We start from the raw sequence: 19420 nt of genomic DNA on the forward strand, positions 1-19420 counted from the left end.
GCGTGAATTTCTTTCCCATCGCCCGATGGGCATCCAGAAGGACAGGTTGTGATTGAACAGTATTGTCTGGCGGCGCTCGCCGGCGGCGCGGTGACCGGCGTGGCGGCGTTCGCGGCGCATCGTCTTTACAGCGCCCGTGCGCGCAGGCAGCAACGTGCTGAAGCACAGGCGCACATCGACGCGCTGACGCAGACGGGCGCCGGGCAGCGCGCGTCGATCGAGCAGGCTGCGCTGGAAAAGCAGCAACTCGAAACGCAGATGACCGCATTACGCGAGCAGCTCGCGAGCGAGACCGACGCGGCCGAAAGCATCCGCGCATCGATGAACGCGCTCACGGAAGACCGGCATGAATGGGCCGCGCTTGCGCACCAGATTGCAGGCGAAGCTTCACGGCTGAAGAGTCTTGGCGCGACGTTCGAGCGCTGGCACGAACAGATGATCTCGCTGATGACGCAGAACCAGGACATGCACGCGAAGAATCAGGAGCTTTCGTCGATCGTGCGGCACGTAGTGATCGTCTCGCTGAACGCATCGATCGAGGCCGCGCGCGCCGGCACGGCCGGGCGCGGCTTTGCGGTCGTGGCAAGCGAGGTGCGGGCACTGGCGGCGCGCTCGGAAGAGCTGTCGAAGAGCTATCGCGACAGCCTGCATCGCAGCGACCTCACGACGACCGGCACGTTTCAGGACATCCAGGCCGGCGGAAAAATGATTACCGCTTCGCTGGGCAGCGTCGCATCGCTCGCAAGCCGGTTCCAGTCCCGCTTCGATCAGGCGCCGACGTGATCAGCCAGCACGCAAAGGAAAGCTTCGAGCGCATCTTTCAGAAGGCGGCCCGCACGCGTCTGCCGGTGGAGGCGGGCGACAGCTGCGAAATCGTCGCGGCCGGCGAGGGAACTGTCGGGCCCGAGCGCGCGGAAAATGTCGTGGTTCTGACGATTTCGTCGATCGTCTTCAGGATGTTGCTCGTGCTTCATTTCGACGAGGACACCACGACGCGCGATTACTTCGTGAGAAACGAAGAGGGCGCGGTGTTTCGCGAAGTGTTTCTCGAGATCTGCAATCTCTGTTGCGGCGCGATGAACCAGGAACTGCTGAACTATTTCCCGGACCTCGGCATGTCGACACCCTACGTACTGAGCGCGCATTGCCTGCCGCATCTGGATGAGCTGAAGCCCGGCTACCTCGCCTCGTTCGCCGTCACGATCAACGGCTCGGTGCGGCTCGGCGCGACGGTCTGCGTGTGCGCGGACGCGCCGCTCGACTTTATCGTCGAGGTGAACGCGGTCGAGGAAACCGGCGGCGAACTTGAACTGTTCTGAATTTTGCAACTGAAGTCCCAGGAAACAATATGTCGAAAATTCTGGTGGTGGACGATTCGGGCACCGTGCGCGACGAAGTCGCTGGCTTTCTGCGCAAAAACGGGCTGGACGTCGATACGGCCGTCGACGGCAAGGATGGCCTCGCACGCCTGAAGGCAAGCCCGGGCATCCGGCTCGTGATCAGCGACGTCAACATGCCGAACATGGACGGCCTCACGATGGTCGAGAAGATCCGCAGCGAACTCGCGAACCACACGGTCAACGTGATCATGCTGACGACGGAAAGCAGCCCCGCTATGAAGGAGCGCGGCAAGGCGGCGGGCGTGAAGGGCTGGATCGTGAAGCCATTCAAGGGCGACGCCGTGCTCGAAACGTTCAGGAAGCTGGCGGGCTGAATGCGCCGTCAGGAACGGCCCCGAAATCTGCCACCGGCGCCGCTTCCGGAGACGTCATGGATAGCATGTCGCACCAGATTTCTGCGCGATGTCATGCCTGATGCATGCAATGTGAATCGACCCGTCGCGCACGCGTATCCGGACGCTAGAATGCGTTGATCCGCGAACGCCGTCGACGCGGTCATCTCCAGGCTCATACAGGATATCCATGCTCAAAAAGAAGATCGTATGTCTCTCGCTGCTGTTGCCCGCCGCGATGGCATCCGTGGCTGCAACCCAGACCGCAGGCAGTCACGACGCGTCACACCCTTCCGCGGGGAGCGGCACATTGAAACCCGCGCAGGTCGAGGCCATCGCGAAGGAAGCCTATATTTTCGGCACGCCGATGGTCGACATGTACGGCACGATGTACGCGTTCTCCGTCGACAAGACCGGTTCGCAGTACAAGGGGCCGTTCAATTCGATCCTGAATATCGCGCGTGTCTTCACCCCTGACGACACGGCGTTTGTCACGCCCAATTCCGATACGCCGTACTCGTTCGCCGGGCTGGACCTGCGCGCGGAGCCGGTCGTCATCACGATTCCGCCGATGGAGAAGAACCGCTACTTCGTATTCCAGCTGATGGATACGTACACGTTCAACTTCGACTACATTGGCAGTCGCACGACGGGTAACCAGGGCGGACACTATCTGATCGCCGGTCCTCACTGGAAGGGCGCAACGCCGAAAGGCATCACGAAGGTCATTCGTTCGGAAACGGAATTCGTCAACGTGGTGGGCCGCACCCAGCTCTTCAATCCCGCCGATCTCGACAACGTGAAGAAGATTCAGGCCGGCTACAGGATCGAGCCGCTCTCCGCGTTCGAAGGTCAACCCGCACCGCCGCCGGGGCCCGCCATCGACTGGATCAAGCCGCTGCCGCCGGGAACGGAGCGCACATCGCTCGAGTTCTTCAACCAGCTTGCATTCATGCTGCAGTTCGCACCGGTGAATCCGACCGAAGCGGCGCTGCGTCATCGCTTCGAGCAGATCGGGATCGTGCCGGGCAAGCCGTTCGACGTGTCGGCACTCCCGGCCGACACGCAGGCGGCGCTGAAAGCGGGCATGGAAGCGGGGCAGAAGGCAATCGATGCGCGCCGCGCTTCGCTTGCTGGCCACAGCGACACGCTGTTCGGTTCGCGAGCGTTCCTGAAGAACGATTACGTGGCGCGCGCCACGGGCACGCAGGTCGGCATCGGCGCGAATTCGCGTGACGAGGCGCTGTATCCGATTCTGGAGAAAGACGCGACGGGCCAGCCGCTCGATGGCAGCAAACACTACACGCTGCATTTCGCGAAGGGGCAACTGCCGCCCGTCAACGCGTTCTGGTCGATGACGATGTACAACGTGCCGCAGCAACTGCTGGTCAAGAATCCGATCAACCGCTATCTGATCAATGCGCCGATGCTGCCGGATCTGAAGACCGATCCGGACGGCGGTTACACGATCTACATCCAGAGCGATTCGCCGGGCAAGGACAAAGAGCCGAACTGGCTCCCCGCGCCGCAAGGCGGGTTCATGATCGCGATGCGTTACTACTGGCCGAAGCCCGCGTTGCTGAAAAACGAATGGGTTTCGCCGAAGATCCAGCCCGCGAAATAAACGAACCGTTGAAAATGGCTTCCGTGTTTCGCGGAAGCCTGAACCGCCCGTCGCCCTTCACGGACTACGGGCGGTTTTTGTTTGTGCTTTCTTCTTCGGTCGGCTCGATGCTGCTTTTTTCCGGCAGGGGCTGATCCAGACCCGGTTCGACCGGCGTCGGGATCGCATCGCCGAGCGGAACGGACAGATCGTTCGGGGCCTCGCGGTCAGGCCTGTCATGCTCGTCAGCCTCGTCCGGCTTGCCGGGAGCGGGGTTGGGGGCGTTATTCATGGCGATCTCGCAGGTTGGGAAGACAACCTTACAGTCAGCAATCGCTGTACCCGAAGGCAGCCCGGATTTCGCGCGATCCACGCGACCACGCCCACTGTTTCGACGGCAATGCGCGGACGTCCGTAGAATGCAGGATCGGTCCGATTGACGTGAACGCGTGACCTTACGGTCGTCGTTCGAACCCGGGAGCCTCTGATGAAAGCAGCGGTAGTCCACGATTTCAACGCGCCGCCGCGGTACGGCGACTTTGCCGATCCGGTTGCCGTTGCCGGCGAGACGCTCGTGCAGGTTCGGGCGGCCGCGCTCAGCCAGCTCGTGAAGAGCCAGGCGTCCGGGCGTCACTACAGCAGCGGCAAGGCGCTGCCGCTCGTGCCGGGCATCGACGGTGTGGGGCTGCTGCCTGACGGGCGGCGTGTGTACTTCGCGTTTCCGCGTGGGATTTTCGGCGCGATGGCGCAAACCACCGTTGTGAAGACCGCGTACTGCGTGCCGGTGCCCGATGGCGTCGACGACGTCACCGCTGCGGCGATCGGCAATCCGGGCATGTCGTCGTGGGCGGCGTTGACGGAACGTGCGCATTTCCAGCGCGGCGAAAACGTGCTGATCAACGGCGCAACCGGGGTTTCCGGGCGACTCGCGATCCAGATCGCGCGCCATCTCGGCGCGAGCAAGGTGATCGTGACGGGACGCAACGCGAAGAGTATCGAAGGCCTTGGCGCGCTCGGCGCCGACGTGCTGATTCCGCTCGATGCGCCACCCGGCGCGCTGACCGAAACGTTTCGCGATGCCATTCGCAGCCATCGTGTGAACGTGATCCTGGACTACCTGTACGGGCCTTCGGCGGAAAGTCTGCTCGCCGCCGTGGGCGGGCACAGCGGCGAGGCAGAGCCGCGTATCCGCTTCGTGCAGATCGGCTCTCTGGCGGGCAACACGATCACGATGCCGGCTGCCGCGCTGCGCAGTTCGGGGCTGGAGATCATGGGCAGCGGGCTTGGCAGCGTGTCGAACGAGCGGCTGGTGGGTGCGATTGGCGCATTGCTGAAGGCGGTGGTGAGCGGAGGATTTTCGATCGAAGCCGACGCCGTACCGCTAACCGACGTCGAACGCGCATGGACCAGTGAAGCGTCCGCGCGCACGGTGTTTACGATGTGATCCACGCTTCATTCGTCGACGGCCGCATAACGGGCCTGCTGTCCGAAACTCGCGAGCGCTTTCGAGCCGTCGGGCAGCACGAGTTCGCCACGTTCGATGCGCTGCTTCAGGTAGGTGAAGCTCTGCGCTGTCTGCGCGAACAGGTGATCGCCAGCGGCGACGGGCGGGTACTGTTCGAGCGCTTCGGGCGTCGCGAACGCCGGCAGCGGCGCCACCACAGTCGCGTAATCGCACGCGAAAAAGAGCGGAAATGAATAGCGCTCCTCGCTGACCTTGCGCACACGGTGCGAGGTCGCGACATAGGTGCCGCCCGTCCACGCTTCCAGCATGTCGCCGATATTGACGACGAACGCGTTGTCGACCGGCGGCGCGTCGATCCATACGCCATCGCCATTCATGACTTCGAGTCCGGGCGCGGTCGGCATCAGGATCGTGAAGCATTCGTAGTCGGTATGGGCGCCGATGCCGGGTGCGTCGGCGGCAGTGGCGTCGTGCGGGTAATGAATCAGGCGCAACTGGCTGGGCGGCGTGCTCAGGTACCGCTCGAAATACGTTTCCGGCAGACCGAGCGCGAGCGAAAAGCCACGAAAAAGCACACGCCCGAGCGCCATCGCGGCCTGGTAATAGTCGGTCACGGCGTGGTCGAAGCCGGACTGGTCGGGCCATACGTTCGGGCCGAGAAGCGGTGTGCCGGCCTGCACGAGCGGATCGTCGGGCGAAAGGTCGGCACCGGTATCGAACGCCTCCTTGCGGTCGCGCTTGCCGCCCGCGAACACTTCTTCGCCTTCTGGCACGTAGCCGCGATGCGCACGCGAATTACCGATGTAGTAGCGCATCTTCCACGCTTCGGGCGCGCGGAAGAACTGCTTCGCCTGATCGACGAGCGTCACCTGCTGCGCGCGCGTGACCTGATGGCCGGTGACGTAGAAGAAGCCCGCATCGCGCGCGGCGCGGTCGAGAACGCGCGCCGTCGCGAGACGCGCGTCAAGGCTGTCGCTGTAAAGACCGCTGACATCGACAACCGGCAGCCGGTCGAAGCCGGTATGTGTGACGTTCATGGCAAAAGGCCCGGGTGAGAGTAAATCGTGGTTTGGATGACCGGCGTGCGTCATGCGACGTGCGCCATCGACGCATCGGCACGTTGCACAAGAAAGGCAGCAAGATGACGGCGCTCGGTTTGCCCCATCCACGTATTGATTTCCCACAGATCCGCGACGGGCGCATTCGTGAAGGGCAGCGTGTGCAGATAGCCGTCGGGGCCGAACTCCGGCGTCATGGTGGTGGTCGTGTAGCCGTTTTCGATCTGTGCGGTCCACATCGCTTCCCACATGCGCTGATGCGACAGCAGGCAATCCGCGTATTCGGGTGCAGCCGGATGGGGCACCTGCGGGCCTTGCGGATAACCGACGCGGCCATGCAGATGATGTGCATGCGGCGCGAGTTCGAGCAGCGTGTCCCACTCGCTTTCAAGCAGCCGCTCGCAGACCGATACCCAGTGGCTGAAGTCGCACGTGAGCCTGAGTGCCGGGACCGCGCGTACGACATCGCGCGTGATCCACGGATTGAAGAACGAACGCCCGCGATGCGTTTCGAAGCTGCAGGTCACGTCATGTTTCGCTGCGATGTCCACGGCGCGTGCGAAGAAATCGACCTGTGTCGCGACAGACCACGCGTCGCAGCCGGCCATCACGTTGAAAAAGCGCGGCTTGAGCGGCTTGCCCCAGACGATCTTGTCCTCGAAGTCGCGCAAATGATCGGCGGGCGTTGCCGAACGCTCGGGCACATAACTGCCGGCGGTCGTGATCTCGGCGATGAAATCGAGCTGCGTCTCATCGATCGCTGCCGCGAAACGCTCACGCGCGGTTTCGCCCCCGGGCACCGGCGCCTCGATGCCGTCGAAGCCGGCTGCACGCACGAGCGGCGCTGCATCGTCCGGGCCGCCCTCGAAACCCCAGAACGTCTTGAACAGTTTTAGTTTCATCACTACCTCATTTATATGCCAAAGTGCATGCAATAATAGATGAAAAAAGTGGGTGAAAAAAATAAACCGCAGGACGTGAAAGCGGAAAAAGCGTGCTCGACTTTGGGCGCATTTTGCCCATAAACTGTGCGGGCGTTATTCAACGGATGGAACGATGATTCGAAAGATCTCCCGCACCAAAGGGAAGGCGGTCGCGAATGCGATCCTCGATATGGACAGGCAATGGTCAGCGTATTTCGGCGATATCGGGCTGAATGACCTGAACTACAGCGACCTGTTCTGCGGGATGTGGATGGACGACGAGCGTTACTTTGCCAAGACGGCGCTCTACGATTTCATGCCCGGCGTGAGCCGGCGCACGGCGGTGCGCTACGTGCAGGCACTCATCGACGAAGGCTGGATGCGGGAGGAAAGCGCGGAACACGATCGGCGTATCAAGTACGTGAGCCTTTCGCCCACAATCGAGGAGCGGCTCGAGCAGTTTCTGGCCTACGTGCAGGAACGCTTCGGCCAACTCGGTTGAGCATTTGCGTCGTTACACAATCATTCGATTGAATGAACGGGCGAGTGGGTATCGAAGCCGACTGGAGCGCGCTGTTCGCGCAGGTCTGCCGCTTCGCGGTGGCGCTCATGATCGGCGAGAGCCAGTTTTAACGCGGATACGTCCTTTCACAACCGGCGCACGCCTGCTTACGCAGGACGTGCGCGTGGTGTGAAGTGGCGTGGCTAGCCGCCGAGCGCCGGGTCGCTCATGCTGCTGCGGCCCGTTTCCACGTGACCGGCGAAGCGGCGCGCGAAGCTCGCATCCGTATCCACCGATACCGTCAGGTCATACCAGCCGAACGCCTTGCGCAGATCGAGGTACACCTGATCCGTATCGCCGCCGCGTACAGCATGGGTGATCGTCGCGCCGGGATCGTAGGCGTTCGTGATCCTGAACTGGCAGCGCGCGGCGCCCGGGTTCTCCAGCCGCAACTGCAGGTTGCCATTCGCGACGTCGTATCCTTCGGCCACTTCGGGCCGCGCCTTTTCCTCGCTCCACCCGTGACCCGACGCCGGTTTGCCCGCGAAACGCCGCAGGAAGCCGTTCGGCCCATGCACGGTGAAATCGTACGTACCGTCTGCGTTCAGCGGCAGTGTGTCTTCGATGCGCTTCTTCGCTTCAACCGTATAGCTGCGCGGCGCGTCGGCACTGTTCGCGGTGTAGACGAGAAACACCGCGCCCGCTTCACCTGTGTTGAGAAAGCGCATCGAAACCTTGCCCTGCGCGCCTTCCACGTTAACACGCACGAACAGTTCATACGGCACGGCACGCGCGGGCCGCACACCCGGTTCCTGTTTCGGGACGGCCTGCACGGCGGGCGGCAGCGGCACGTAGTCGGGGTGGCGATTCTGGTCGGGCGGCACGTAGCCGGTCGTCGGCGGCAGCGACGGGAACGCTTCGTTGGGATTCGCGAAGTTGAATGCGGACGTGAGATCGCCGCACACGGCACGCCGCCACGGCGAAATGTTCGATTCGCCGAGATCGTGATGCTTGCCGAAGCGCTTTTCGATGAAGCGAATCACCGACGTGTGATCGAACACCTCCGAGCACACCCAGCCGCCCTTCGACCACGGAGACACGACGAGCATCGGCACGCGCGGCCCGAGCCCATACGGGCCAGCGGGATTTTTCGGGTCGCCTGCGTAGTTTTCGTTGGCGGTGTCGACAGTCGAAAGTCCATTGGCATCGGATGCCGCGGCGAACGGCGGCGAGACGTGATCGAAGAATCCGTCGTTTTCGTCGAAGTTGATGAGGAGCACGGTCTTGCTCCAGACGTCGGGGTTAGACGTGAGAATCTGCAAGACCTGATCGACGTACCACGCGCCGTAGTTCGACGGCCAGTTCGGATGCTCGGAATACGCTTCGGGCGCGACGATCCACGAGACCTGCGGCAAAGCGTTGTTCTGCACGTCGCGCTTCAGGATGTCGAAGTACGTGCCGCCGGCGGCGACGTTCGTGCCGGTGCGCGCATTGTCGTACAGCGGATTGCCCGGCTGCGCGTTGCGATACTGGTTGAAGTAGAGGAGCGAATTGTCGCCGTAGTTGCCGATATACGGATTCTGCGTCCAGCCCCATGAGCCTTTTGCATCGAGACCCGTGCCTGCGTCCTGATAGACCTTCCACGAAATACCCGCGTTTTGCAGCACTTCAGGATACGTCGACCAGCCGTAGCCGAGTTCGGCGTTATCGATCACCGGGCCGCCGCCGCTGCCGTCGTTGCCGACCCAGCCGGTCCACATGTAATAGCGGTTCGGGTCGGTCGGGCCCATCAGCGAGCAGTGGTAGGCGTCGCAGATCGTGAACGCGTCGGCCAGCTGGTAGTGGAACGGAATGTCGTCGCGCGTCAGGTAGGCCATCGTTGTTGCGCCCTTGTTCGGCACCCACTGGTCGTAGCGGCCGCCGTTCCACGCAAGGTGCGTGGTCGGCCAGTCGTGCGCCAGGTCCTGCAGGAACTGCAGGCCGAGATTCGGCGCCGTGGGGCGAAACGGCAGCACGTAGCCGGCGTCGGCCGCGAGCGGCTGATACCAGACTGGCTTGCCGTTCGGCAACGAGATGGCGCGTGTGTCGCCAAAGCCGCGCACGCCGCGCAGCGAGCCGAAGTAGTGGTCGAACGAGCGGTTTTCCTGCATCAGCACGACGATGTGTTCCACGTCGCGGATGCTGCCCGTGGCGTTGTTCGCGGGGATGGCGAGCGCGTTGCGAATGCCCGCCGGCAGCATGGAGAGCGCGGTTGCGGAACCGGCTAGCTGGGCGGCGGAACGCAGAAAATCACGGCGATTCTTCGATGTCATGTCGGTGTCGTTCTTTCTATATGGAAGGGGACATGCCGCGCGTGGATCCCATTATCGTTCGTACCGTGCGCGGCGCGGGGACTTCAGTCGGCGGTGTGAATCACGGGCGGCGCAAGCGCGACAAGCCCATCGGATGCGGCATGCGATGTCTGCGAAGGTGTCTGGACAATCAGTGCAGGCGCGGCGGGCGTGTCGGTGGCCGTGATCGAAGGCGCGGCGGGTTGCGGGCGCGTGGCAGGCCTGTCGTCGTCGCCGCATGCACTGAGGCATGCGCACAGCGACGCGGCAGCCAGCGTTGCAATGGCAGCAAGCAAACGTTTGCGACGTGACGCGGGGCAATGCGCTGACCAGGCATACATGGAAGCCTCGAACGGTACGGACCAACCAGTGGGATCGCTCTGACGACGTCGAAGGATAACCAGCGACCTGTGTAATATTTGTGAATGTGCTGGATGCGCGATATCCAGATACTGGGCCTTAAGAAATCGTTGCGCAGGCCGTTAATCAGCTAACCCGGTTAATCCGCGCACGCCGTTCAATCATGCAGAGCACGTACAACTTCTGGCTGGTCGCACTTTCGCTTGTCGTGGCGGCCCTCGCTTCGTATACGGCGCTCGATCTGGCGGGGCGTATCACCCTGCTGGGCAGAACGCTGGCGCGCCATGCGTGGCTCGCTGGCGGCGCGGCGGCGATGGGCGTGGGCATCTGGTCGATGCACTTTATTGGCATGCTCGCGATCTCGCTGCCGATTCCGCTGGGCTACGACCTGCGCACGACCGCATACTCGCTCGCGATCGCGATGGTCGTGTCGTGGTTCGCGCTCTTTATCGTGACGCGGGGCGAGCTCAAGGCATCGCGGCTGGCGATGGCCGGCATCCTGCTGGGCTTTGGCATTGCCGGGATGCACTACACCGGCATGGCCGCGATGCAGATGCAGCCTGGCATTGACTACGACCCGGTGCTCTTTGGCGCATCGATCGCCATTGCGATTACCGCCGCGACCGTCGCGCTGTGGATTGCGCACACGCTGCGCGATTCGAAGCAGCGCTACGTGATCACGAAGCGGGTGGCCGCGGCGTTCGTCATGGGCCTCGCGATCACGGGCATGCACTACACCGGCATCGCGGCGGCCGATTTTCCGGCGGGCGCGATCTGCGGTGCCGCGCGCGGCATCAACTCCGAATGGCTCGCAACGACCGTCACGCTCTTCAGCTTTGCGATCCTCATCGTGACATTGATGTTGTCCCGCTTCGATGCGCGCACAACGCTGCTGACCGGTTCAGTCACACGGCTGACTGGACAGATCGTGCGGATGGCCGCGTTTGACGCGCTTACCGATCTGCCCAATCGCCGCACGCTTACCGAGCGTATCGAGCTGGTGATCGAGTCGTCGCGGCGCAACGGGAAGTCATTTGCAATTTTGTTCATGGACCTCGACGGCTTCAAGACGATCAACGATTCGCTTGGCCATTCCGTCGGCGACGAGGTGCTCAAGGCGTTCGCGCATCGCCTTTCAAGTTGTGTGCACGAAGGCGATATGGTGGCGCGTCTCGGCGGCGACGAATTCGTCGTGCTGCTGGAGGATCTCGCTTCGCCACGCGATGCGGAGATCATGGCCGAAGGCGTGCTCGCCCGGATGCGCAAGGGCGCATGGAGCGACGGCCAGCCGATGCAGGTCACGCCGAGCATCGGTATTTCGCTGTATCCCGACGACGGCGACACCGTCGACACGCTGCTGAAAAACGCCGACGCCGCGATGTACGAAGCCAAGCGCGCGGGCCGCGGCACGTACCGTTTCTTCGAAGCCGGCATGAATGAAGTCGCGACGCGTACGCTGAAAATTCAAAGTGCGCTGCACGACGCGCTTTCGTCAGGTCATTTCTCGCTGCATTTCCAGCCCAAGTTTCGCGGCGACAACGGCGAGCTTGCCGGCGCGGAGGCGCTGCTCCGGCTGAATCACCCCGAACTGGGCCTGCTTGCCCCGATGGAGTTCATCCCGATCGCGGAGCGCTCGGGACAGATCGTGCATATCGGACACTGGGTGGTGCGCGAAACGTGCCGGCAGATTCGCAGCTGGATAGCGGATGGTCTGCCGCCGATGCGTGTCGCAATCAACCTGTCGCCACGACAGCTGATGCAGCCTGACCTCGTGAATACGGTGCTGGAGATCGTGCGCGAGGAGAATGTGGACTGCCACCAGATCATGTTCGAGATCACCGAATCCGTCGCGATGCAGGACGCGCCGAAAACCATCGAGATGATTCACGCGTTCCAGAACCACGGCTTCGAGATTGCAATCGACGATTTCGGCACCGGCTATTCGAGCCTTGCGTATCTGCAGCGTTTTCGCGTGAAGCAGCTGAAGATCGACCGTTTCTTCACGAACGGACTGGATGCGGATGGCCACGAAGGCGACGCGATCGTCTCGGCGATCATCGCGCTCGCGCACTCGCTCGAAATGGATGTGGTCGCCGAAGGCGTGGAAACGCCTTCGCAGCTCGCCAAGCTGAAGACGATGATGTGCGACGAGATTCAGGGCTTCCTGCTCGGCAAGCCACTCACCGCCGATGCGTTCGGCACGCTCCTTCACCAGCAGACGGCCCCCGCGTAACGCCAGTGCCCGTTCACGGGCGCTGTGACGGCTGCGGTCATATACTCCCTTTAGCATGCGTAGACCGGGTCCGGCGACGCGCTCTTGTGGCGCTTTCCGGCACGACATGTTCGCTGAAGGAGAGCCATGATGGCCAGAAAGGCAGCCGGTGTTAAAGAGGATGCGCCCCCTGAAGCAGCGCCTGGGCCTGGAGCGGGTCACGACATTCCCGGACAGGTTGTCCTCGTGCTGCAGGGCGGCGGGGCGCTCGGTGCCTATCAGGCCGGCGTGTATCAGGCGCTGCATGACGCGAACGTCGAGCCGGACTGGGTGATCGGCACATCGATTGGCGCCATCAACGGCGCGATCATCGCGGGCAATCCGCCAGAGGCGCGGCTTGCGCGCCTCAAGCGCTTCTGGGACGGCGTCGCGCAACATGGCAGCGCGACCGCCGGCTGGCTGCCCGCACTCGATCACTGGTCGCGCGATGTGGCAACCGTCACCCAGGGGATTGCGTCGTTCTTCACGCCGCGCGCGGGTGCATGGATGGGCGTGCACACGCCCGTCGGCCTCGAACAGGCCGCGTTCTATTCGACCGACCCGCTGCGGAGAACACTCGCGGCGCTCGTCGACTTCGAGCATCTGAACGGCGGCCAGACCCGTCTGACGGTGGGCACCGTGAACGTCTGCACGGGCCGCATGCGCTACTTCACGAACCGCGATGCGCCGATGGACGTGAATCACGTGATGGCGTCTGCCGCGTTTCCGCCAGGCTTTCCGTCAGTGCGCGTCGACGGCGAAATGTACTGGGACGGCGGCATCTACTCGAACACACCGCTCGAGGCGGTGCTCGATGACCGCCCCCGGCGCGACTCGGTGATTTTCGCGGTGCAGCTGTGGCCGGGCAGCGGACCGGAACCGCAATCGGTCTGGCAGGTGATGAGCCGGCAGCGCGACATCCAGTATTCGAGCCGCGCGGAGAGCCATCTGGAAAGGCAAAAGCAGATTCACCGCCTGCGCCACGTGATCCGCGAACTCGGCGAGCACCTGCCCAAAACCTTGCGCGACAAGCCCGAGGTGAAGGAACTGCTCGGCTGGGGTTGCGGCACGACGATGCAGGTTCTGGAACTGGACGCGCCGCGCTTCGACGGCGACGACCTGAACAAGGACATCGATTTCTCCGCCGATGGTATCGCGCGCCGCTGGGCGGCTGGATACGAAGACACGGCGCAGGCGCTGCAACGCGCGCCGTGGCGCGAAGCGCCCGATCCGATGGAAGGCATTTCCGTGTACAGGATGGGCGCGTGCACCAGGGAAGCCTGACCCGAGCCTGACCGAAGCCCGGGCGGCGCGCATTGTTCGGGAAAAACAGCGAACGCCCGGCTTCTGCTATCGTCGCGTTCATGCAACCGATCCTATCCGTTACCGGGCTGTCCAAAACCTACGCCACCGGCTTCCAGGCGCTCAGGAACATCAATCTCACGATCCGCCAGGGTGAGATATTCGCGCTGCTGGGGCCGAACGGCGCGGGCAAGACGACGCTCATCAGCATCATCTGCGGCATTGTCAACGCGAGCGAAGGGAACGTCATGGTCGCAGGGCACGACATCGCGGCCAATTACCGCGCCGCGCGCTCCATGATTGGCCTCGTGCCGCAGGAACTGACGACAGACGCGTTCGAAACCGTCTGGGCCACGGTGTCGTTCAGCCGGGGCCTCTTCGGCAAGCCGGCGAATCCGGCGCACATCGAAAAGGTGCTGCGCGATCTCTCACTCTGGGACAAGCGCAACAGCAAGATCATCACGCTTTCGGGTGGCATGAAACGGCGCGTGCTGATTGCCAAGGCGCTGTCGCACGAACCGCAGGTGCTGTTTCTCGACGAGCCCACTGCGGGCGTCGACGTGGAACTCCGGCGCGACATGTGGAAACTCGTGCGTGCGCTGCGTGAAAGCGGCGTCACGATTATTCTGACCACGCACTACATCGAAGAAGCCGAAGACATGGCCGACCGTATCGGTGTGATCAATGCGGGCGAGATCATGCTCGTCGAAGACAAAACAGAACTGATGCGCAAGCTGGGCAAGAAGCAGTTGACGCTGCAACTGGATCATCCGCTTGCGGGCATCCCCGCGAGCCTTGCAGGCTGGAACCTCGAGCGCTCCGGCGACGGAAACGAATTGACCTATACCTACGATACGCAGGGCGAGGGCGGCAGCATCATTGCGCTCCTCAAGGACTTGAACGATGCCGGCATCTGTTTCAAGGACCTTCACACTACACAGAGTTCGCTTGAAGATATCTTTGTGAGCCTCGTGCGAGGTGGACAATGAACCTCTACGCAATCCGCGCGATCTACCGCTTTGAAATGGCGCGTACCTGGCGCACGCTGATGCAAAGCATTATCGCGCCAGTGATTTCCACGTCGCTCTATTTCGTGGTGTTCGGTGCGGCGATCGGCTCGCGTATCAAGGAAGTCGACGGCATCACCTATGGCGCGTTCATCGTGCCGGGTCTCATCATGTTGTCGCTTCTGTCGCAGAGCATCTCCAACGCGTCGTTTGGCATCTACTTCCCGAGGTTCACCGGCACGATTTACGAATTGCTGTCCGCTCCGGTTTCGTATCTTGAGATCGTGGTGAGCTACGTCGGCGCGGCGGCGACAAAATCGATCGCGCTCGGCCTCATCATTCTTGCAACCGCGGGACTCTTTGTGCCTATCCAGGTTCAGCACCCGTTCTGGATGATCCTGTTTCTCGTGCTGACCGCGCTGACGTTCAGCCTGCTCGGATTTATCATCGGTATCTGGGCGAACAGTTTCGAAAAGCTGCAACTGGTGCCGCTCCTGATCATCACGCCGTTGACGTTTCTCGGCGGCAGTTTCTATTCTGTCAGCATGTTGCCGCCGGTGTGGAAAGTCGTGACGCTGTTCAATCCGATCGTGTACCTGGTGAGCGGATTTCGCTGGAGCTTTTACGGACTCGCGGACGTGAGCGTCGGTATCAGTCTGGCAATGACGGGCGTGTTTCTCGCGGTGTTCCTTGTGATCGTGGCGTGGATCTTCAGGACCGGCTACCGGCTCAAGACGTAACGGACACCCGCTTTTCACCGATGGCATGACGCCCGTTTAACCGCTACTCACGAGGAGTGCCCTGGCAATGGATCGACTCCAGGCAATCGAAGTCTTTACCCGCGTGGTCGAAACCAACAGTTTTTCAAAAGCGGCAGAGCTGCTCGATCTGCCGCGTGGATCGGTCAGCAACCTGGTTCAGGCGCTGGAGGAGCATGTTGGCGTGCGTTTGCTGAATCGCACCACACGCTCGGTTAGCGTCACGGACGACGGCGCGCTTTATTACGAGCGCTGTGTTCGCATCCTGGCCGACCTCGCGGATGCGGATTCGTCGTTATCGAACAAGATCCAGAACCCCTCGGGCACGATCCGCGTGGACACATCGGGAACGCTCGCGAGAACGCTGCTGCTCCCCGTGCTCGACGATTTCTATCGCCGCTATCCGGATATCGAAGTGCGTCTCGGTCTTGCGGACCGTAACATCGATATCGTGCAGGATGGCGTCGACTGCGTGATCCGCATGGGCGCGCTCGAGGAATCGAGCCTCGTTGCGCGGCGTATCGGCAACGCACCACTCACCACGTGCGCTTCGCCAGCGTATCTGGAGGAGCATGGCACGCCCGCGACGATCGAGGATCTGCAGGCGCATCAGGCCGTGAACTACGTGTCCGCGCGCTCGGGGAAAACCTTTCCGTTCGAATTCGAAGTGAACGGCGAGATCGTCAAGGTTTCGCTGGAAGGCCCGCTTGCGGTGAATGACGGCACTGTCTATGTGAGTGCGGGCGTGCGCGGCTTCGGCATCATCCAGCCTTCACGCTTCATGGTCGCGGAGCTGATCGAGCGCGGCGAACTGCGGGAGATCCTGAGCGGCTACAAGACGCCGGCCACGCCGCTGTCGCTCGTTTATCCCCATCGCCGAAATCTGAGCTCGCGGGTCCGCGCGTTCACCGACTGGGTGATCGAAATCGCCCGGAATCATCCCGATCTGCACACCTGACGCACGCCGCAGCGCTCGCACGGTGCACGGAAATCCGTTGCACCGGCGCGACGCGCACGCCTTCGTGCATGCGCTTTTGCATGCACGTCCGTGTTGCATGTGCGCTACCGAATATTTTCGGGTTGCCCTCGCGTACTAAATTATCTGCTGATTGGCTGTGCACGCCGCTTGTCCAGAGGGAACGCGTGCACGCCAGTTGAGCGATCCATGCCTCGTTGCAGGCAGACGTGACGCCCGCCGGCGTCAAACGGTGATATCGCCATCAGGGAACGTTGAGACGCATTCTCCTGGAGATCTGATCATGAGCCGTGAAATGATGGATGTTGCGAAGCTTGACTGGCTTTCACGTGAGCTGTCCGATGCGTACCGGTCGGCTGATCCTTTCCCTCACATCTATATCGACGACTTCCTCGAGCCGGATGTGTATCGCGAACTCAGCGACGTCTTTCCCGGGCCAGAGGAAAACGTCTGGTTCAAGTTCCGCTCGGCGGCTGAGAACTTCAAGCTGCAAAGCCAGGATTTCTACGCGATCCCGCCAGCGCTCAGGTCGCTCATCATGGAGTTGAACGCGCCGGGTTTCATCACGTTTCTTGAGACGATTTCGGGCATCAAGGGGCTGGTTCCGGACCCGCACCTGCATGGCGGCGGCCTGCACCAGACGTTGCCGGGTGGCCATCTTGGCCTGCATATCGATTACAACTATCACCTCGACTGGAAACTCGACCGGCGCCTGAACGTACTGCTCTATCTGAACGACACGTGGGACGACAACTGGCAAGGGCATCTTCAGCTATGGGACAAGGACGTCCAGCGTTGCGTGCAGAAAATCGCGCCGCTGGGCAACCGGCTCGCCATCTTCAATACCGATGAGTTCTCGTGGCACGGTCACCCGGACCCGCTTTGCTGTCCGCAAGGCGTGACGCGCCGCTCGGTTGCGCTCTATTACTACACGAACGGACGCCCTGAAAACGAAGCGGCGGATGCCCACACCACACGTTTCGCTACACGTCCCGGCGAAAAGTACGCTTTGACGGCGCGTGACGTGTTGCACGGAATCACGCCTCCGTACGTCAAGACGCTCGCGCGCCGCATCGTGGGCAGGTAGGCTTTAGTGTCGCGCCGTGCCGTTGTGCGTCGGCTTCTCTCAACAGAGGCCAACGCAGCGTGCTAGTGATGTTGCAGGACTGGCGCCGCGACTGGCCGGTCACGACGCGCCTGCGCGCGCCCATTGAAGCGATACTCGGTAGGCGACAACGCAAACCGCTTGCGAAATATCCGGGCAAGCCGGTCGCCGTTACCCATACCGCAGCGTCGCGCGATCTTGTCGACGGGCAGATCGGTTTCCTTTAGCAGGCGGCAGATCATGTCAAGCCTTGCGCGCAAGAGGTACTCGGATGGCGTGACGCCAAGCTCGCATCTAAAGCGTCGCAGATAGTTGCGCTCGCTCATCGCAGCGACGCGCGCGGCATCCGTCACGGAAATCGGTTCCGCGTAGTTCTCCGTAATCCAGCGCGCCGACTCGCGGATCTTGTCGCTGATAGCGGCAACAGGCACATCATCAGGTTCAGCTTCCACACGGTTGTGCCGATGTGGCTCGAGATGCGCGGCCACCTGCTGTGCGACTGCGGCGCCCAGGTCCGCTTCGATCTGCGAAAGCGCCATGTCAGCCGGCGAAGGTGCGGAAACAGGTGTCGCGGGGGGCGAGTCCTTGAACCAGAATACCGGCGGCGCATGGCGACCGACGGCAATGGACTCGCTGGATGCAACCGCATCCGCTGGCTTGCCGCTTGCGCTCGCGTGCCCCTGTTGCATCGCCGGACCCTGGCCGGACTGATATCGGTCGAGCACCGCCGAGCTGATCTCGCACAACCAGGAGAGCAGACGTACGTCGCGTTCGGCCATCGCTTCGCTTTCGCTGCATGCGATAAAGATCGCATCGAAGTTTCGCAGCGGCGAAGCATCGAGCCCTTGCGTCCAGACGCGTATCGACGACGAGCACGCGATGTTGCCGCCGCGATACGACAGTAGCGATAGCTGATAGACAGGGCGCTGGTTGCGGGCAAGCGTGATCTCGTTAGCGAGACGGAACGCTTCGGCAACGACGCTTGCGCCAGGAAGAGAACAGCCGTCAAAGAGCAGCAGCCCGATGTGACGCAGATGGGAATGATGCAAGGCGGCCTCTGGCGAACCAGGGCCCTCGACAAGCGCTTTTCCTGCGTCAACGGGGTGTTCCATTGGTCCATCCTCCAATGCACACAGCGGCAACCTTGTGCAGTGCATCATATCGGTAATTTATGACGCCATATTTGTAATGGCCGACGGGAACGATATGTTGGCGGAAATCGCCAGTAATGCCCGTCTGATTAATGGACGGATTCGAAAATTCCGGAAATTCAAGCCGAAGAATTTTATTGAGACAGAAAAAAGTGCTGGAATGCGGGCTTCGTCATACCAGCTTCCATCTCCTTCGAAAATCGTAAGGCGATATCGATTTCAACGCCGACATTTGGCTCCAACGGAACGCGGGAGATCCATGTATGTGATTGAGATGGAAGAAATTTTCAATGATATGAAGAAAAAATGCACACAAAAAGTGCAATTTAAGTCCAATAAGATAAATGCATATTGACGATAAATATTTATGTTTGCTTTCCGGATTTTTCGAAAAACAAAACGTGAGAACGTAGCATCGTATGAAGAAATTAATTTTGTATGAGGTCAATCACACAACGTGCTTGAAATACAACGCAGATTATGTGCGGTACCACACATACGAAGAATCTGTCGTCGGTGAATCGCAGTTCAGCACGACGCGAAACTGCCGCCAATTCGACGCCCGCGGGGGCCGGCCGCACGGCGATTCACCTTTGGCAACGCCTGCTGTCTCACGGGCGCAAGTGAAAGTAGCCACTCACTGAAGTCTCCTTCCCACTCTTCTTGATAGCGTCGGCGGTTTTCGTGCCTGTCGTATTGGACGCATGTACGCATTCGCAACGCTTTAGTCGTTCCTCTCAGGCGAATCCGCCAACATCTCGCGATTTTCGGCCAGGCATCTTCCGGCGGGTTTCGGCGCGCCTATGCTTCACTGCAACACGACGCCTTATCCGGGTTTTCCACGATGGCTCCGCAGCCAGGAACCGGAGAAAGCCAGCGCGTCGCGCGGTGACAAGG

Annotated in this window: 18 protein-coding genes; 12 read left to right on the top strand and 6 right to left on the bottom strand. The window is 61.6% G+C overall.

Going from position 1 to position 19420, the window contains the following annotated elements:
* The first annotated feature begins 48 nt into the window (after positions 1-48).
* The 4 genes from LPA36_RS09590 to LPA36_RS09605 all read left to right on the top strand — a co-directional run bounded on the left by LPA36_RS09590 (position 49) and on the right by LPA36_RS09605 (position 3356).
* Entirely contained in the window at positions 49-783 is a 735-nt protein-coding gene (locus LPA36_RS09590; RefSeq protein WP_228875912.1) for a methyl-accepting chemotaxis protein, read from the top strand.
* The gene (locus LPA36_RS09595; RefSeq protein WP_228875913.1) at positions 780-1319 is read left to right on the top strand and encodes a hypothetical protein; all 540 of its coding nucleotides are present in this window, start codon (positions 780-782) and stop codon (positions 1317-1319) included. Before LPA36_RS09590 ends, LPA36_RS09595 begins: the two co-directional genes overlap by 4 nt.
* A gap of 29 nt (positions 1320-1348) precedes the next feature.
* The gene (locus LPA36_RS09600) at positions 1349-1714 is read left to right on the top strand and encodes a response regulator (RefSeq protein ID WP_228875914.1); all 366 of its coding nucleotides are present in this window, start codon (positions 1349-1351) and stop codon (positions 1712-1714) included.
* A gap of 208 nt (positions 1715-1922) precedes the next feature.
* Entirely contained in the window at positions 1923-3356 is a 1434-nt protein-coding gene (locus LPA36_RS09605) for a DUF1254 domain-containing protein (protein WP_228875915.1), read from the top strand.
* A gap of 64 nt (positions 3357-3420) precedes the next feature.
* On the opposite strand, the gene LPA36_RS09610 is transcribed toward LPA36_RS09605, so the two are convergent.
* Positions 3421-3627, bottom strand: a complete 207-nt coding sequence (locus LPA36_RS09610) for a hypothetical protein (protein WP_228875916.1) — start codon at positions 3625-3627, stop codon at positions 3421-3423.
* 195 nt (positions 3628-3822) lie between these two features.
* Between LPA36_RS09610 and LPA36_RS09615 the strand changes: the two genes are divergently transcribed.
* Positions 3823-4779, top strand: a complete 957-nt coding sequence (locus LPA36_RS09615; protein WP_228875917.1) for a quinone oxidoreductase family protein — start codon at positions 3823-3825, stop codon at positions 4777-4779.
* A gap of 8 nt (positions 4780-4787) precedes the next feature.
* Here the strand turns inward: LPA36_RS09615 and LPA36_RS09620 are convergent, their stop codons facing one another.
* Positions 4788-5837, bottom strand: a complete 1050-nt coding sequence (locus LPA36_RS09620; protein ID WP_228875918.1) for an isopenicillin N synthase family dioxygenase — start codon at positions 5835-5837, stop codon at positions 4788-4790.
* 50 nt (positions 5838-5887) lie between these two features.
* Positions 5888-6760: a sugar phosphate isomerase/epimerase family protein gene (locus LPA36_RS09625; RefSeq protein WP_228875919.1), complete on the bottom strand. Its 873-nt coding sequence runs from the start codon at positions 6758-6760 to the stop codon at positions 5888-5890.
* A 154-nt stretch (positions 6761-6914) separates the two neighbouring features.
* On the opposite strand from LPA36_RS09625, the gene LPA36_RS09630 reads away from it, so the two are divergent.
* Entirely contained in the window at positions 6915-7283 is a 369-nt protein-coding gene (locus tag LPA36_RS09630) for a helix-turn-helix domain-containing protein (protein ID WP_228875920.1), read from the top strand.
* A 203-nt stretch (positions 7284-7486) separates the two neighbouring features.
* Here the strand turns inward: LPA36_RS09630 and LPA36_RS09635 are convergent, their stop codons facing one another.
* Together LPA36_RS09635 and LPA36_RS09640 are read right to left on the bottom strand one after the other, a co-directional pair.
* Positions 7487-9595, bottom strand: a complete 2109-nt coding sequence (locus LPA36_RS09635) for a phosphocholine-specific phospholipase C (protein WP_228875921.1) — start codon at positions 9593-9595, stop codon at positions 7487-7489.
* 83 nt (positions 9596-9678) lie between these two features.
* Positions 9679-9954, bottom strand: a complete 276-nt coding sequence (locus LPA36_RS09640) for a hypothetical protein (RefSeq protein ID WP_228875922.1) — start codon at positions 9952-9954, stop codon at positions 9679-9681.
* 182 nt (positions 9955-10136) lie between these two features.
* Here LPA36_RS09640 and LPA36_RS09645 point away from each other — a divergent pair, with 182 nt between their 5' ends.
* From LPA36_RS09645 to LPA36_RS09670, 6 genes are all read left to right on the top strand, one after another.
* Positions 10137-12206, top strand: coding sequence for a putative bifunctional diguanylate cyclase/phosphodiesterase (locus LPA36_RS09645; RefSeq protein ID WP_228875923.1), 2070 nt, complete (start codon positions 10137-10139; stop codon positions 12204-12206).
* A gap of 129 nt (positions 12207-12335) precedes the next feature.
* Complete coding sequence (locus LPA36_RS09650) at positions 12336-13508, top strand: patatin-like phospholipase family protein (RefSeq protein WP_228876521.1); 1173 nt, start codon at positions 12336-12338, stop codon at positions 13506-13508.
* Positions 13509-13588: 80 nt separating this feature from the next.
* Positions 13589-14515: an ABC transporter ATP-binding protein gene (locus LPA36_RS09655; RefSeq protein WP_228875924.1), complete on the top strand. Its 927-nt coding sequence runs from the start codon at positions 13589-13591 to the stop codon at positions 14513-14515.
* Positions 14512-15273, top strand: a complete 762-nt coding sequence (locus tag LPA36_RS09660; RefSeq protein ID WP_228875925.1) for an ABC transporter permease — start codon at positions 14512-14514, stop codon at positions 15271-15273. Before LPA36_RS09655 ends, LPA36_RS09660 begins: the two co-directional genes overlap by 4 nt.
* A gap of 67 nt (positions 15274-15340) precedes the next feature.
* Positions 15341-16249, top strand: coding sequence for a LysR family transcriptional regulator (locus LPA36_RS09665; protein ID WP_228875926.1), 909 nt, complete (start codon positions 15341-15343; stop codon positions 16247-16249).
* Positions 16250-16550: 301 nt separating this feature from the next.
* Positions 16551-17354, top strand: a complete 804-nt coding sequence (locus LPA36_RS09670) for a 2OG-Fe(II) oxygenase (RefSeq protein WP_228875927.1) — start codon at positions 16551-16553, stop codon at positions 17352-17354.
* Between the two features lie 62 nt (positions 17355-17416).
* Here LPA36_RS09670 and LPA36_RS09675 read toward each other — a convergent pair whose 3' ends face one another.
* Positions 17417-18484, bottom strand: a complete 1068-nt coding sequence (locus tag LPA36_RS09675; protein ID WP_228875928.1) for a helix-turn-helix domain-containing protein — start codon at positions 18482-18484, stop codon at positions 17417-17419.
* Positions 18485-19420: the final 936 nt, after the last annotated feature.

The organism is Paraburkholderia saeva (assembly GCF_907164555.1).
Taxonomy (GTDB): domain Bacteria; phylum Pseudomonadota; class Gammaproteobacteria; order Burkholderiales; family Burkholderiaceae; genus Paraburkholderia; species Paraburkholderia saeva.

Excerpts from the sequence above, each read along its gene's own strand:
- LPA36_RS09600 (WP_228875914.1), top strand. The coding sequence starts at position 1,349 with ATGTCGAAAATTCTGGTGGTGGACGATTCGGGCACCGTGCGCGACGAA.
- LPA36_RS09605 (WP_228875915.1), top strand. The coding sequence starts at position 1,923 with ATGCTCAAAAAGAAGATCGTATGTCTCTCGCTGCTGTTGCCCGCCGCG.
- LPA36_RS09610 (WP_228875916.1), bottom strand. The coding sequence starts at position 3,627 with ATGAATAACGCCCCCAACCCCGCTCCCGGCAAGCCGGACGAGGCTGAC.
- LPA36_RS09615 (WP_228875917.1), top strand. The coding sequence starts at position 3,823 with ATGAAAGCAGCGGTAGTCCACGATTTCAACGCGCCGCCGCGGTACGGC.
- LPA36_RS09620 (WP_228875918.1), bottom strand. The coding sequence starts at position 5,837 with ATGAACGTCACACATACCGGCTTCGACCGGCTGCCGGTTGTCGATGTC.
- LPA36_RS09625 (WP_228875919.1), bottom strand. The coding sequence starts at position 6,760 with ATGAAACTAAAACTGTTCAAGACGTTCTGGGGTTTCGAGGGCGGCCCG.
- LPA36_RS09630 (WP_228875920.1), top strand. The coding sequence starts at position 6,915 with ATGATTCGAAAGATCTCCCGCACCAAAGGGAAGGCGGTCGCGAATGCG.
- LPA36_RS09635 (WP_228875921.1), bottom strand. The coding sequence starts at position 9,595 with ATGACATCGAAGAATCGCCGTGATTTTCTGCGTTCCGCCGCCCAGCTA.
- LPA36_RS09640 (WP_228875922.1), bottom strand. The coding sequence starts at position 9,954 with ATGTATGCCTGGTCAGCGCATTGCCCCGCGTCACGTCGCAAACGTTTG.
- LPA36_RS09645 (WP_228875923.1), top strand. The coding sequence starts at position 10,137 with ATGCAGAGCACGTACAACTTCTGGCTGGTCGCACTTTCGCTTGTCGTG.
- LPA36_RS09650 (WP_228876521.1), top strand. The coding sequence starts at position 12,336 with ATGGCCAGAAAGGCAGCCGGTGTTAAAGAGGATGCGCCCCCTGAAGCA.
- LPA36_RS09655 (WP_228875924.1), top strand. The coding sequence starts at position 13,589 with ATGCAACCGATCCTATCCGTTACCGGGCTGTCCAAAACCTACGCCACC.
- LPA36_RS09660 (WP_228875925.1), top strand. The coding sequence starts at position 14,512 with ATGAACCTCTACGCAATCCGCGCGATCTACCGCTTTGAAATGGCGCGT.
- LPA36_RS09665 (WP_228875926.1), top strand. The coding sequence starts at position 15,341 with ATGGATCGACTCCAGGCAATCGAAGTCTTTACCCGCGTGGTCGAAACC.
- LPA36_RS09670 (WP_228875927.1), top strand. The coding sequence starts at position 16,551 with ATGAGCCGTGAAATGATGGATGTTGCGAAGCTTGACTGGCTTTCACGT.
- LPA36_RS09675 (WP_228875928.1), bottom strand. The coding sequence starts at position 18,484 with ATGGAACACCCCGTTGACGCAGGAAAAGCGCTTGTCGAGGGCCCTGGT.